General features: G+C 60.7%; 9 protein-coding genes. 3 read left to right on the plus strand and 6 right to left on the minus strand.

Going from position 1 to position 14153, the window contains the following annotated elements; all coding sequences use genetic code 11:
- Positions 1-6: 6 nt before the first annotated feature.
- A complete protein-coding gene (locus OHL11_RS11805; RefSeq protein ID WP_263371705.1) occupies positions 7-2325 on the minus strand; it encodes a family 20 glycosylhydrolase in 2319 nt (772 codons plus the stop codon).
- Positions 2326-2473: 148 nt separating this feature from the next.
- On the opposite strand from OHL11_RS11805, the gene OHL11_RS11810 reads away from it, so the two are divergent.
- From OHL11_RS11810 to OHL11_RS11820, 3 genes are all read left to right on the plus strand, one after another.
- Positions 2474-3229: a GntR family transcriptional regulator gene (locus OHL11_RS11810; protein WP_263371706.1), complete on the plus strand. Its 756-nt coding sequence runs from the start codon at positions 2474-2476 to the stop codon at positions 3227-3229.
- A 222-nt stretch (positions 3230-3451) separates the two neighbouring features.
- Entirely contained in the window at positions 3452-4225 is a 774-nt protein-coding gene (locus OHL11_RS11815; protein ID WP_263371707.1) for a hypothetical protein, read from the plus strand.
- 13 nt (positions 4226-4238) lie between these two features.
- Positions 4239-5162 carry a hypothetical protein gene (locus OHL11_RS11820; RefSeq protein ID WP_263371708.1) on the plus strand — a complete coding sequence of 308 codons (924 nt, stop codon included), beginning with the start codon at positions 4239-4241 and terminating at the stop codon, positions 5160-5162.
- 131 nt (positions 5163-5293) lie between these two features.
- Here OHL11_RS11820 and OHL11_RS11825 read toward each other — a convergent pair whose 3' ends face one another.
- The 5 genes from OHL11_RS11825 to OHL11_RS11845 form a co-directional block, all read right to left on the minus strand.
- Entirely contained in the window at positions 5294-7774 is a 2481-nt protein-coding gene (locus tag OHL11_RS11825) for a beta strand repeat-containing protein (protein ID WP_263371709.1), read from the minus strand.
- 52 nt (positions 7775-7826) lie between these two features.
- Positions 7827-11225 (minus strand): TonB-dependent receptor, encoded by a 3399-nt coding sequence (locus OHL11_RS11830; RefSeq protein ID WP_263371710.1) that lies wholly within the window; start codon positions 11223-11225, stop codon positions 7827-7829.
- Positions 11226-11524: 299 nt separating this feature from the next.
- On the minus strand, positions 11525-11941 hold the full coding sequence (locus OHL11_RS11835; RefSeq protein ID WP_263371711.1) for a secondary thiamine-phosphate synthase enzyme YjbQ: 417 nt from the start codon (positions 11939-11941) through the stop codon (positions 11525-11527).
- 38 nt (positions 11942-11979) lie between these two features.
- The gene (locus OHL11_RS11840) at positions 11980-13359 is read right to left on the minus strand and encodes a HAMP domain-containing sensor histidine kinase (protein ID WP_263371712.1); all 1380 of its coding nucleotides are present in this window, start codon (positions 13357-13359) and stop codon (positions 11980-11982) included.
- Positions 13360-14076, minus strand: a complete 717-nt coding sequence (locus OHL11_RS11845; RefSeq protein ID WP_263371713.1) for a response regulator transcription factor — start codon at positions 14074-14076, stop codon at positions 13360-13362.
- Between the last annotated feature and the right edge of the window lie 77 nt (positions 14077-14153).

Below are 14153 nucleotides of genomic sequence, written 5' to 3' on the forward strand. Positions count from 1 at the left end.
CCTGTACTACTTCTCGCTGAGTTGCAGCGAGTGTAGCGTCCAAAGCGGATCGAGCTTCGGCCGCAAGACCTGCACACACAGATCGTGCGTTCCGGTCACTGCGGAAAGTTCTCCATGCAACGCAATGAGGCCGCGTTCCTCCGGCTTTACGGGCAGCGGAATCGTCGCAACCAACGCGCCCTTGCAGCTGTCGAGGTGAACTTCGATCTCACCGTTCGCGGTCTTCACTGCAGGCAACACCGGCGGCTTGCCGTGGCCCTCTTCAAAGACCCACGGCAGCGCCAACATCTGCAGCGTGATCGAGCGCACGCCGTCGAGTAGCGCAGCCTTCTCTATCCAGCAAGGGTTGCGGTAGTTGGAGAGTGATACGGGACGGCCCGTCACGACGGGATCAGGCTCCATGCCGATGACCGGGTCCGTCACGCACTGCTTCAACTGCGAGGTCTTCAGCGAACGAGCGCTTTCGATCGTCAGCGCCTCGCTCACTTCGCTCGTCGGGAACATCGTGCCCGCAACGAAGCTCGCGGCATGAAGCTGCGCGGGAATCTTCACCTCAACAGGCTGCTTGTACTCCGGCGACGATGCCGTCACCGCAGAGCCGTCGATCGTGTAGTGCATCGTGCCGGCGTTGTTCACCGTGGCGAGCGCTACCTTCACGCTGCTCGGCGAAGTCAGCGTGAGTGTGTTCACAGGCTTCAGCGTCTCCGTGTTGAACGGAATATCAAGCCGTTCATAACGCGTGACCTCCGCAGCAAGTCGTGCCGTGAAGCCGTTCCAGTCGCGCTGCGAAGCGGCGGTCCATCCAATCTCGGCCAGCGCGGCTGCGCGCGGGAAGATCATCCACGCCACCTGATGATCGGTGATGAGGTACTCGGTCCAGATGTTCGCCTGCACGCCAAGGATGTGCTTGCGCTCCTCGGGCGTCAGCGTCGCGGGCGTCGCGTCGAACTTGTAGACATCCGACAGCGAGTTGATCGCAAAGCGCCCCGGGCCGTCATCCGGCGAATCCGTCTGACGATAGTTGAAGTACAGCGGACGAGCAGGCGTCAGCACCGCATCATGCCCTTGCTTTGCGGCATCCATGCCGCCCTTCACGCCATGCCATGACATCACCGCGGCGTTTGGCGCCAGACCACCTTCGAGAATCTCATCCCACCCCAGCGTGCGACGACCGTGTGAGGAGAGGAACGTGTCTACCTGCTTGATGAAGTAGCTCTGTAGCTGGTCTTCGCTCGTGATCCCAAGCGACTTCATCTGCTCCTGAATTTGCGGCGAAGCCTTCCACTGTTTCTTGATCGCCTCATCACCGCCCACGTGGATGTAAGGGCTCGGAAACAGCGCCATGACCTCCGTCAGCACGTTCTGCAGGAACGTGAAGGTCGCTGGCTGAGGGCCGTAAAGATTCGGCAGGATGCCGAAGTGATTCGCAGCAGCCTTGGGCGGCGTGGCAGTCGAGCCAAACTCCGGGTAAGCCGCAATCGGCGCGGTTGCATGGCCCGGCATCTCGATCTCCGGCACGATCATCACGTTGCGCTTCGCGGCGTACGCCACAAGTTCGCGCACCTGGTCCTGCGTGTAGAAGCCACCATACAGCGGATACGGCTTACCGGTCTTGGGGTCGATCTTGCCCTCCTGACTCGGCAACGTGCGCCATGCGCCCACAGACGTCAGCTTCGGATAACGCTTGATCTCAAGACGCCATGCCTGGTCATCCGTAAGATGCCAGTGCAACGTGTTCAACTTCTCGAGCGACATCCAGTCCACAAGCTGATGCAGGAACTCAATCGACTGCATGTGGCGTGCGGAATCGATCATCAGCCCACGCCAACGCATCGCCGGCGTATCCTCAATCTTCACCGCAGCAACGTGAAGCTCCTTTTGCCCCTTCGCATTGCCGGAGAGCCACTGCCACAAGGTGATGCTGCCGTAGTACAGGCCTGCATCCGTGGACGCGCGCACCACAGCGCGCTCCGGCGAAACCTCCAGCTGGTACGCCTCCTCGCCTGTCACAGAAGTATCGCGCAGCAGCTCAACGCGAGCGCCCTTCGCGGACTTGCTTTCAGCGACCAGCGCAACGCCCGTGCCCTGCCTCACCAGAGCCGCGAAGTGTCGCGCCACAAACTCGGCCTCTGCGTCCTGCGCCGGAAAGCTGATACGGCTGCCACTCGCAAGCGTCAGCGAGCCGGCCGCTACCTCCACGTGCTGCGGCAGAGGCACCAGCGGCACCGCGGCTTGCGCCTCGACCGGCGTAGAGCAACACATCGTCGCCAGGGCCGCGCCTGCCACGAGAACTGCTGGACGGAGGCATTCGCGAAGCGACTTCATAGACTTCCTCGGAAGATCGGATGTAGGCATCATTGCACCCATAATGCAACCGGTTGCATCATTCTGTCCATCGCTTTTCATGGAAATTTCGTGATTGACTTACGATGGCCGCCCTGTTGATATATCAGGATAAGACTGGGGTCCCCACATGAGCTCTTCTGAACGCAGACCCGCGGTGTTGCGCCCTTCGTTGGCGTCACAGGCGTACACAGAAATCCGCGATCGCATCCTGAAGGGCGAGATCGAGCTGGGTGAGGTCATCTCGCGGCGCGGCTTGGCCGCGGACCTCGGCATGAGCTTCATCCCCGTTTCCGAAGCCATGCAGCGGCTCGAAGCCGAAGGCATGTTGGAGAGCCTGCCGCGCGTCGGAACGCGTGTGCGCATCCCCACACCGAACGACGTGCGCGACTGCTACATCATCCGCGAAGCGCTGGAGGTGCAGTCAGCCCGCCTCTTCTGCGAGCGCGCCTCGGCGATGGAGCGCGAAGAGCTGTCGGCGATGGCTCGCCGGCTTGACTCGATGGCGAAGGCAAGCGCAGAGAATCAATTTGAATTCCAGACGCTGCACGTACGCTTTCACATGCGCATCGCCGAATGCACAGGCTGCGTGCCGCTCTACGAGTTGCTGGAGCGCAATCAGGTTTTGATTTTCAACTGGCTCTTTGACGTGGCGGCGGACTCGTCCATGCCCGGAGCGTGGCACGGCGACCTCATCGACATCATCAATGGTGGCGATCCGGACAAGGCTGCGCTCGCGATGGGTGTACACATCCGCACCGGCATGTCCGAGATCCAGAGCAGCATCGCCGAGCGTTTCGGCAACAATCTTTCGTGGATGCAACGGCGCCCCAAAGAGGCCGCCAGCACCGTGAAGAAGCCACGGACCCGTTCCGTGGCGATTTGATCCACCTGCATTACCTTCCCCCTCTCCGCATTCTTGATTTTCGAAGGCGGCTCCGTGTTTCAACGCAACTCACGTACAGCAACACTGCTTACCTCAGCCGCGCTTCTGCTTCTAAGCGGATGCGCTTCTAACCCCAACTCAAACTCCACGACGAGCACCACGGCCAGCATTCCGGCGATACCGCCAGGACGCGCGGTATGGTTCTGGGAATCGCAGGCGCAGATGGCGATTGTCGCTAGCCCTACCGCGCAGGACACAGCCATCGCCAACTTCAAGGCGTGGAACGTCACCTCCGTCTACGGCAGCTACAGCTCGCAAATGGATACCGATCCAGCCTCGGTTCGCGCCTGGAACGCGAAGCTCGCCGCAAACGGCATTCGCTCCTACTTCCTCATCTCCTCGGCGACCTTCTTCCTGCCCGACCAGTGGACCAATGCGCAGGCGTGGATCACCAAGTACGTGATCAACTTCAACGCCGCGTCCAGCGCCGCACAGAGCTTCACGGGCGTAGCGTTCGACGTAGAGCCTCAGTCCTTCACGGGCAACACAACATGGCCGTCCTGGGGCGCGGCAACACGAGCGCAGCGGCGCGTCTATGCAACGTACCTCGTGAACATGCTGACCTCCGCGCGCGCGCTGCTGAAGAGCAACGGCGCCGGCTCGCTTCCCATTGAAAGCTACCTCTCGCACTCCTACATCAGCCTCACCTCGACGATTCAGTGGACAGACGGCTCTGACCGCGATGCGTGGTTTGCATCACTGGCTGCGGTCTGTGACACCATCTCGGTCGACCAGTACGGCACGAACTCGATCTCGAGCATCGTCAGCGGATTCCAGGCGAACAATGCGCTGCTCAGCAACAAGGCACGTGTTGCCCTGAGCACCGATGGAACGGACTGGGCTTCGACCTCGGCCTTCTTCACCGGTGCCGCTGCGGTCGAAGCGCAGACCGGCACTTTCGTCGATATCGAAGACTACGACACCACCGCGAAGTAACCTCGGAGAGAAGATGTTCCTGCACACTAAACGCCATCTCGGCGCCGCTCTGCCGGCGCTGGCCATGTTCCTGCCTTTCGTTCACGCGCAAGCGCCGCTTGCACCGTCTCCACGCGGCGCATGGATGTGGTATTCCCCGCGCAGCGAATACGGTTCGCTGAAAGTGATCGGCGACCCCGCGCGTGAAGCAGCCACGATCGCAAAGCTGAAGAGCTGGGGCGTGGGCACGCTGTACGTCAGCTATCCGCTGCGCACAGAAGATGATCTTCGCAAAGCTCGCGCGTGGAACGCACAGCTCGCACGCGCGGGCATCACGTCGTACCTGCTGCTTTCGGACACGCCGATCTTCCTGCCGGAGAACCACGCGAAGACAGATGCAATCATTCAATCCAGCTTCGTCCAGTTCAACGCAGGCTCGAAGCCTGAAGAGCGGTTTCGTGGTCTTGCGTTTGACCTCGAACCCCATATCATTCTGGCGGTCGGCAAACATCCTGCGTGGAAGGACGCCACCGGCATGGAACGACGCGCGTACCTGGCCGACCTGTTGAGCTTCTACAAGCAAACGCGCTCCACGATCGGCGCGGACACGATGCTGGAAGCCACGCTGCCGGTGTGGCTCTCGCACATCGGCGGCTCCGTCGCGTGGGCAAGCCCGAAGGACCGCGACGATTGGTTCAAGCAACTCGCAGCAACATGCGACCGCGTCAGCCTGATGGCCTTCGAGCAGAACAGCGCGGAGAAGGTGCTGGCTCGCTCGCAGGAACAGCGTGACCTGCTCGGCAAGCACAGCCGCGTAGCGCTCCGCGCCAACCTCGGCAAAGAGTGGGCCAGCGTGCAGGAGTTCTGGCAAGCCACCGCTTCCGTAGAGAAGACCGCGCAGGACGGCATCGACATTCAGGATGTCGCAATCCTCTCGGAAGACGAAGCCGCGCGCTAAAGGCGTTGCACCCCACACAAGCAAATGAGCCCTCCTATGAGGGCTCATTTTTCATGTCTTCTGCCGCAAGAAAAAAGCGCGCTGAGAGTCTCTCCTGGCTCTCAGCGCGTAGCGAAACTAGATGAAGTTGTTTAGGGACGTGTGCCTAGCGTGCCGTTCTTCGCCGCGAGCGAGAGCGGAGTCACGATCGGCGTTGCAGCACCAATGATCTCGGTCACGGTTGTACCGTTCACGCTGATTGTGCCAGTTGGGCTGGTGCCGGTGTTGAGCGCCCAGACGTTGCCCGAAGGATCGACAACGATGTCTGCGATCGCCTGGAAGTCTGCCTTCTGGAAGCCGCCACCGACCGGGCATCCTGTCGAAGCGGAGCAGCCGCCGGACGGTGCCGTTCCTGCGGGGGAGTTACCGGTGTAGGTGACGGTCGTGCCCGATATCGTTGGCGTCACCGAAACCACGCCGTAGACACCCGAGGTCGTCTGGGGCCAGTAGCCACCCATCCACATCGTGCCCGCGCCATCCACGGCCACCGAACGCGTGCCATTCGATCCACCAACGAACTGCGCCGAAGCCGTTGCTGCACCTGCGACCGCCGTTGCGGCAGGAACGAAGCGCTCAGCCTTGGCCAGGCCGCTGGCCGAGTTGCAGCAGGCGGTACCGGAGTAAGCCACGTTCGATGCGCCGATCGCGAGGCCGTAGCTTGCGGAGTTCCCTGCGGTGAATGCGGTCGTATAAGCAGAAGCTCCTGTAGCGCGAGCAGAGCCGGAGTCTGTCGTGGTTCCAGCGTTTGCTGCGGTGAACGACGCGCTGAAGCTCGACGCGCTTGCCGCGGTGATCGTCATGCGCTGTCCGTTGAATTGCGTTCCCGTGGTCAGGCCCGAGATGGTGACGGTCTGGCCGCTGCTGAAGGAGTTGGAGGCCGTGAATGTGACGACGTTGTTCGACACGGAGTAGGCCGAGATACTTGCGGTCAGCGGATAGTCGCCGAGCAGATACGAGGTCGCTGCGATACCGAAGAGCCGCCCCTGGCTATCCGTCTGGAAGTTGCTCAACGAACCGCTGGTGGCGTTGTAGAAGCCAGTGTTTGCCACGACCGGCGTCGCGGTGCTGACATTCAAGGTGCCCGTTGTGGGAGCCACGAACTCATACACCGTGCCGCTATTAGCCGCGATCGTGTAGAAGACATTGCCATCGAGGTCCGAAGTGATGCCGTATGCCTCAGCCGCAGGGGTCGCCGTGTAAACAGTAGACGTTCCAGCAGGCCACTCCGCGATCGAATTGGTGAACGTTGCGTGTGCAAAGTTTGCGAAGACATTGCCCGAAGGATCGATCGTGATGCCCTGACCGTAGGTCTGCGCAGTCGTCGTGTTCAAGCCAGGAATCACGCATCCCAGCGGTGTTCCATTCGGGCTGATCTCGACGATGGCAGCCTTCGAAGCAGAACCATTCACGATGTAGACGTTGCCGTTCGCATCCACGGCCGCACGCGTCGGCGAGTCAAAGAACTTTGCGCCGCCGAAGCCATTGCTTGAGCAAGTACCCGAGGTGGAAGCCACGCTGTAGGTCACGCCGATGGTCCAATCGGTCGGTGCAGCGGCGAGCACCGGCTGAAACGGTGGAGTCGACGACGGCAGCGCGAAGAGGCAGCCGATGTTCGTCGTCGGCGCGCTCGTGCCTGTGCCGCAGGATGTAAACGTGCCCGCATCTGTCGGATTCGTGGCCATGTTGTACGCCGCTTGAATCGTGTCGAGAGGCTGCGTGGTTCCCGTCTTCGGAGTAGCAGCAGCCATGAGCTGCAGGCACACGCTGCTCGACGAGGTGGTGGAATTGATACACGATGCGAGGATGTTCGCGATCGTATTGACCTTGCCCGCTTCCGGAGTAGCCGTGATGCTGATCGTCGATACGTTTCCCGTCGAAGCGCCTGTATGCGTGGTCGCTGCGCTGGTAAGGTTCGCAACGCCAAGCACCGCGTTATTCAAGCCGATCGCGCCCTGCGGCGTGGAACCTGAAGTGTTCGCACCGGTCGTACCGACAGTGACGCTGCCTGCCGTGCTGCCCTGCTTCATGTAGGGAGCAAGCGCGTAAACAGCGGCCACGGTCGAGACCTCATCGATGATCACAGTCGTGCTGTTCGTCACTCCTGAACAGGGACCAAGTGCTGCCATCAATGCTATTGCGCTATTCAGATGTCCGCTGGCATTCTGGTGGTCTCCCGAGCTGTTGCCGCCGATCGCCAACAGGTAAAGCTGAGGATCATCCGTTGTGGCCGGGCATGCCCAGGTCGTTCCCGAGCCACTCGATGCGCCGTTTGTGCCGCTCTTGGTGAACGAGAACGCACCATCAGGATCAGAGGAGGTGGTGGTCGCGAGCAATGTGCCCTGCGAGCCGTAACCGGTCGTACCCGCAGACCACAGTTGCACGGTGGAGAACGCCACGGGCTGCTGTCCGCCGTGCACAGAGCCGGTGACGGAAGCAGCAGTGCCTACAACATGCGTGTCGCTGACCTCCCCAGAACCCAGGCCGCAGCCTGCGAGCATGGTCGAGAGACCGAGAGCAGCTACTCCCAACACAGCGGAGAGCATCTTTTCAGGAGCAATACGGCGGTTCATCATCGTTGTTTCTCCTCACCTCTATGGGTGTCGTTACGTACAAACCTTGCGTGCGTTAGAAGTTCAGCTTCATCGCCAATTGAATGCGTCGCGGCTCGCGGACCGAAGATACATAGCCGAATGCGGCTCCCGCAGTTGCCGTGCCTGTTGCCGTCACAAGACCTTGCGGGTTCGTGTGATTGAAAGTGTTGAAGCTCTCTACGCGGAACTGCCCGCCGAAGCGCCGCGTGAACTTCATGTTGCGCGACATCGAGAGGTCCCACTGCTGGAAGCCAGGGCCGATCATCGACGTCGGCTTCGCATTACCTACGCGGACCTGACCGCTCGGCACCTCGGCATATGCAGCCGTGTTGAACCACTTATCGAGCGTGTGCGGCGCGTTCTTATTGGGGTCGCTGATCCTGTCAGGACGCAGCGTAACGATACTGCTCACGCCGAGCACGCCCATCTGCGCGGGATCCTGTCCGCTACCCGACGTCACCGCTGTTGCGAGACCGGCGTCGAAGCTCGCCGTGCCGCTCAGCTGCCAGTTTGCGAAGATCGCGTGCGCCACGCTCGTCTTCTTCCCGAGCCGGAAGGGGATGTGATACACGAAGCTCGCGACGAAGACCTGCGCGCGATTGAAGTTCGCCACCGCGTACTCTGCGTGCGGGTCATAGTGATTTTGAGGAGCGCTGTTGCGGTCCGTGCTCGCGTCGGTCAACGTCTTCTGCCAGGTGTAAGCGAGTCGAATGGAAGAGCCATCCGACGTACGACGCTCCATCGCAGCCTGCAACGAGTTGTAGTTCGAACCGTAGTTGCTCTGCACCGCGTTGATGGACGTGTAGCCGACATACGGACGATACGGATTCACATTCGAGGAGGTGCCCGTGCTGAGCGGAGTCGTGATGCCGGTCTGTGCAGCGTACTGCCCCGGGCGAAGCGTATTGATATCCGCGATGCCGAGAAGGTGCGTTCCCTTCGAGCCGTAGTAGCCGAGATCAAAGATTGTCGACTTGCCGAGTTGCTGCTGAATATCGAGGCTGTACTGCTCGGTATACGGCAAACGTGTTGGGATCGGTGTCGCGCGCAGCCCCGGTATCGAGTTATTCGTCGTGCCCGCGGCAGGGTCAGCGAACGTCGTATTCTGCACCGTCAGGTTGTTCAGGAACGGAGCGTTGGTGAAGATGTTGTTCTCGTAGATGCCCGTCAGCGTCGAGTCCCACACGAGACCCCAGCCGCCACGAACGGCGGTGGTATTGCTGGGGAACGGGCTCCACGCAAAGCCGAGACGTGGCGAGAACTTTCCACCCGACTCCGGTCCAACCTTGCTGCCCCACGGCGAGTTGAGGTTGTTGACGATGATGCCGTTGTAGGGATCACCCGTTCCCGGAATATAGGTGGACGGCGTACCCGTCACAAGCGTCGGAGCATTCGCCGGGATGAACTTATCGGCGTCGAAGTTCGTGAGCATGTTCTTCGCGTCCCACGGCTGACGGAACTGCGAGTAACGAACGCCAACATTGAGCGTCAGCTGCGGAAGGACGCGATAGTCGTCCTGCGCGTAGAACTCGTACTCGGTCTTGCGAATGTCAGGACGCAGATCGAGCGAAGTTTGCGTGAAGGTTGCGTTGATACCGAGCAGGAAGTTCGCCCACGTCTGCTCTGAGCTGATGCCGCCCGGCGCAAGCGCCGTGGTTGCGAAGGCGAAGTTGCCGGCGTTCGTGCTGGCGTTATTTTCGGTCTTCTCGTAGTAGTTATAGGTCGCACCGAACTTCAATGTCTGGCGGCCGGTAGCAAACGTCACGTTATCGAAACCGTTGAAGTTACGGCTGTAGTTGTCGTAGTCACCGAAGCCCTTCACCGCATTGAAGCCGGTGATCGAAATGCCCGGGATCGAGTCAACCGTGCTGCGGAACGGGAGCGTGACGTTCACGTCCGGCGAGTTCTTCTTCGCCATCAACCCGATGGGCTGGCTGAAGCGGCGTCCTGTGGTGTACGCAAAGGCCACTTCATTCAGCAGGGTCGGACGAATCACCGAGGTAAGGCGCGCCATGATGTTGCCGCCCGGCGAGGACGACTGCGTTGTTGACGCATTCGGGATCGTCGCGTTGATCTGGTAGCCATAAGGCTCCACCGTATTGATAGCATCGCGGATGTAGCGGACCGTCATCGACTCGCGCGGCGAAAAAGAATGATCGAAGCGCGCAAGTTCCTGGTGCAGGTCATAGATAGAGCGGCCGGTGGAGATGAGGAGATAGCTGGTCGGCGTTCCATCAGGAATCTTGCTGTAAACGTCCTTGATGTATTCCTGCGCGATCGGGCTGATGTTCGTGATGTTCGTCGTATAAGCGCCCGGCGTACATGCGGTAGCCTTCGCGGTCGTAAAGCTCGTACAGACCTGATGGGTGAAGATGCCCTTCTTCAGGTCAGCCGTCGGTGCAAGACCACCACCCTGCGTCTGGTACTGAAGAATGCGGCGCGCCTCTTCCGAGAAGAAGAAGAACGTATCGTGCATCTTCGGCACGGGTCCGCCCACCGAACCGCCGAAGTCGTTGTAGCGCAGCGGCGGTCGCACAATGCCCTTGTGGTTGTTGAGTGCGCTGTTGGCGTTCAGCACATCGTTACGGAAGAACTCATACAAGTCGCCGTGATACTTGCTGCCACCGGCGACCGTGATGACATTGACCTGCGACGCAGCGTTGCGGCCATACTCCGCGCTGTAAACACCGCGTGTCACCTTGAACTCTGCAATCGCATCGATCGAAGGCGTATTGACGAGCGTCGTGTTTGCACCGCGATCGAGGTTGTCCGCGCCGTCGAGCAGGAATGCATTGGCCGATACGCGTCCGCCGTTCAGCGAATACGTCAGCGAGTTCACGCTGCCGGTCGGGTTCACCGCGCCGATCGTCAACTCGTCGCTACCGGCAGTGTTCGTCACGCCTGGCAGCAATGCCAGCAAACCGAGGAAGTTGCGGTTGACGATGGAAAGCTGCTGCACTTCACTGCGCGAAATGATCTGCTCCGACGCCGAAGTTTGCGTCTGCACCTGCACCGCATCAGCATTCACGGTGATGACTTCATCCGCCGCGCCCGGCACCATCTTGATCGCGAAATTCAAGCGATCCGATACGTGCAGCTCAATGCTCGTCTGGTCGACAGATCGGAAGCCCGTGGCCGAGATGTGAATCGCATAGTGACCCACCGGCAGCAATGTGGCGTTGAACTCAGCCTCGCCGTTCGTCTTCAGCGAACGGATCTTCTGCTTCGTATCGGTGTTGATCACGTCTACGCGCGCTCCCGGCAACAGCCCGCCGGTGGAGTCCGTCACGCGTCCGACGATGGTTCCCGTGATCTCCTGCGAGACCGCCGGAGCGCTCGCCAGAAGCGACGACCCCACACACGCCGCGCCGAAAATCAGCGGGCGAAATACTTGCTTTGCGCGACCTCTGCCAGAAGACAGGAAGAACAGCATGGAGCAACTCCGATTGCAGGTGAGTAACTGTCCTCTACTGATATGTCAGTGATACACGGATGTCAACAGATTTTTACATTTCGTTACGACAGTGACCGGAATAACGAGTGCTTCGCTCAAAATGAGCGAATGTGCCGCCGCTCGCCGCAGTTTGAGCGCGGGCGCGGATTTGATATTGATCGATTTCGGACGCGGCTCTCGACGGACTCCAGGGCGCGCACGAAGCCACCCCGCATCAGCATCAAGTCGGAGCGTTTATTGCCCTGATGAGGGTGGGTACCTGCCTTGAGCGCTGCCGCTTATTCGCCGATCAGGTGCAGAACGATTTCGCGACGGTGCGGGTGCACGCGATGCTCGAAGAGGTAAATACCCTGCCACGTCCCCAGCGCCATGCGACCGTTTACGAACGGGATGGAGAGCTGAACCTGCGTAAGCGCCGTCTTCAGATGAGCGGGCATATCGTCCGCGCCTTCGTAGTTGTGCTCGTAAGGGCCATCGTCTGGGGCGATCTGGTCGAAGTAAGCGCGGATGTCGGTCCGCACCGTGGGGTCAGCGTTTTCCTGAATCAGCAGCGACGCCGACGTGTGCCGGCAGAAAACCGTGACCAGTCCCGTCCGCATCTCCTGACGCCCTGCCCACTCGGCCACGCTTGGAGTGAACTCGTAGAGTCCCTTCCCACGCGTGGCGATTTCCAGCTTGTGCACAGCCTGCTTCAAGTCCGCCCCCTTTGGCAGTATAAGGGGAGCCAGCGACCTTAGGCCGATCGAGTCGCGGCCTCCTGCCGCAGCCTGATCGCGATGCGCAGTCCACCACCAGAGCGGTTGTGAGCCGAGATACCTCCGTGGTGCAGGCGCGCCGCGCGCTCGGCGATCGAAAGCCCCAGGCCGAATCCGCCCGTAGAGCTGCCGCGTGCAGAGTCCGTCCGGAAGAAGGCGCGGAACAACATCGCCAGGCTCTCCTCGGGCACGCCGGGGCCGCGATCAGCGACCTCGATCGTCACAAAGCTGGATGGCCTGGCCGCGCGGTCCTTTGAGCTCTGCCGGAGGCTCTCGGAGCCGAGCGCGATCTCCACCTCCGTCCCCGGATGCGTGTAGCGGATCGCATTCCGCGCCACGTTCTCCACCATGCGGCGCAGCAGCTCGGCGTTGCCGTCCACGAAGAGCGGCGAGGTGGGCACGCGGAGGTTCACACTGCACTGTCGGCGCTCGGCTTCGAATCGCAGGTCCGGCATCATCGACTCGACGAGTTCGCGGACCTCGATGCGCTCACGGGATGCGATCTCCTGCGTGCTTTCCATCAGCGAAAGCGTCAGCATCTGGCCGATCAGATCGTTCACGCGCTCCGCTTCAATCTCCATGCGATCGAGCTCGGGCAACGGCGCACCGCTCTGCTCGCGCGCCATTTCAAGCGCAAGCCGCAGCCGGGCCAGCGGCGACCGAAGCTCGTGGCTCACATCGCGCACGAGCATCTTCTGCGCCTCCATCAAGCCGCTGATGCGGTCTGCCATGTAGTTGAAGTCGAGCATCAGACTCCGCACATCAGCACCGCCCCATCCACTGAAGCGACCCTTGGATACCGGCAGCCGTACCGAGAGATCGCCTGCAGAGAAGTCACGAAACGCTCTCGACAATGCGCGCACCGGCAACGTCAGCAGGAACGCAAACAGGAAGGTGATGACCAACGAAACCGGCAACGCCACGCCCGGCAGATGCGGGAACCACGGACGCGGTACATACGGGCCGTGATGCAACACCACGTATTGCTGCTGCCCGAGACTCGCCGGCGTCGCCGTGATCCATTCGCTTCCATGGTGCAAACCCACGACGTGATTGCTGCGCACAGAATCGCGCACCAGCTCTACCGTTTTTGCATCGAGAGCCGCGCCGCACATCGTTTGCCCGGACGTGTTCGAGAGCACGTAGTACTGACGAATGCGCGGAGGAAAGTCACATCCGTGGTGTTGATAGATAGCGACGACTGACTCGTTGACCTGCTCCGCATCCTGCTGAGAGAACGCAAAGATGTTTTCGAGCGAACCATGCGCGCCGTCGGGGTTCAGCGCAGTCGCCACAAGGAAGATGCCGATCGTCACCAGCCAGAACGCGACGAACATCTGCAGGAAGAATGTCCGCATTTATCGCTCCCCGCCATCGCCTTCCGGCACGAAGATGTAACCGCTGTTGCGCACCGAACGAATGCCGCCGTGAAAGCCTGCAAGCTGCTCGAGCTTGCGTCGCAAGCGCGAGACGGTCATGTCCACGGTGCGATCGAAGGGGCGAGACGCGCGCTCAAAAACCGTCAGCGAAAGCTCATCGCGGCTGATCACCTCATGCGCTCTCTCAAGAAAGAATTGCAGCAACATGAACTCCGCATCCGTGAGCGGCACAAGTCGCTGACGAAACGAGATCGCACGCTTTAGCGAATCGACACTGAAGCCGCTCACCTCGGTGGACGATGCGGTCTTCTCTGCGGTCGCCTGTGAGCGCCGCAGAATCGCTTTCATCCTCGCCATCAACTCGCGCGGGTTGAACGGCTTACCAAGATAGTCGTCCGCGCCGAGCTCGAGGCCGACGATGCGATCGATCTCTTCTCCGCGAGCGGTGAGCAAGAGCACGCGATGAGAATGCGCCTTATGCAGTCGGCGAAGCACCTCGAAGCCATCCATATCGGGCAGCATCACATCGACGATCACGAGGTGGGGCATTAGCGATGCCGCGGAGGCAAGTCCAGCTTCACCGGAGTGGGCCGTGGAGACGCTCCAGCCATGCGAGCCCAGATAGCTGCTGAGCATCTCGCAGAGCTCGACATCGTCATCCACAATCAGCACCGAGTCTGCTCCACTAGACGCCATCGCTCGCGGTTCTCCTCATCGCTGTCTATTGTCACGCAAAATCATGCCACTTTACCGGTCGTGACAAAGTGTTACAA

Source organism: Granulicella cerasi, assembly GCF_025685575.1.
GTDB lineage: Bacteria > Acidobacteriota > Terriglobia > Terriglobales > Acidobacteriaceae > Granulicella > Granulicella cerasi.

Coding starts and splice junctions, on each gene's coding strand:
- OHL11_RS11845 (WP_263371713.1), bottom strand. CDS start 14,076: ATGGCGTCTAGTGGAGCAGACTCGGTGCTGATTGTGGATGACGATGTC.
- OHL11_RS11820 (WP_263371708.1), top strand. CDS start 4,239: ATGTTCCTGCACACTAAACGCCATCTCGGCGCCGCTCTGCCGGCGCTG.
- OHL11_RS11805 (WP_263371705.1), bottom strand. CDS start 2,325: ATGAAGTCGCTTCGCGAATGCCTCCGTCCAGCAGTTCTCGTGGCAGGC.
- OHL11_RS11815 (WP_263371707.1), top strand. CDS start 3,452: ATGGCGATTGTCGCTAGCCCTACCGCGCAGGACACAGCCATCGCCAAC.
- OHL11_RS11840 (WP_263371712.1), bottom strand. CDS start 13,359: ATGCGGACATTCTTCCTGCAGATGTTCGTCGCGTTCTGGCTGGTGACG.
- OHL11_RS11825 (WP_263371709.1), bottom strand. CDS start 7,774: ATGATGAACCGCCGTATTGCTCCTGAAAAGATGCTCTCCGCTGTGTTG.
- OHL11_RS11810 (WP_263371706.1), top strand. CDS start 2,474: ATGAGCTCTTCTGAACGCAGACCCGCGGTGTTGCGCCCTTCGTTGGCG.
- OHL11_RS11830 (WP_263371710.1), bottom strand. CDS start 11,225: ATGCTGTTCTTCCTGTCTTCTGGCAGAGGTCGCGCAAAGCAAGTATTT.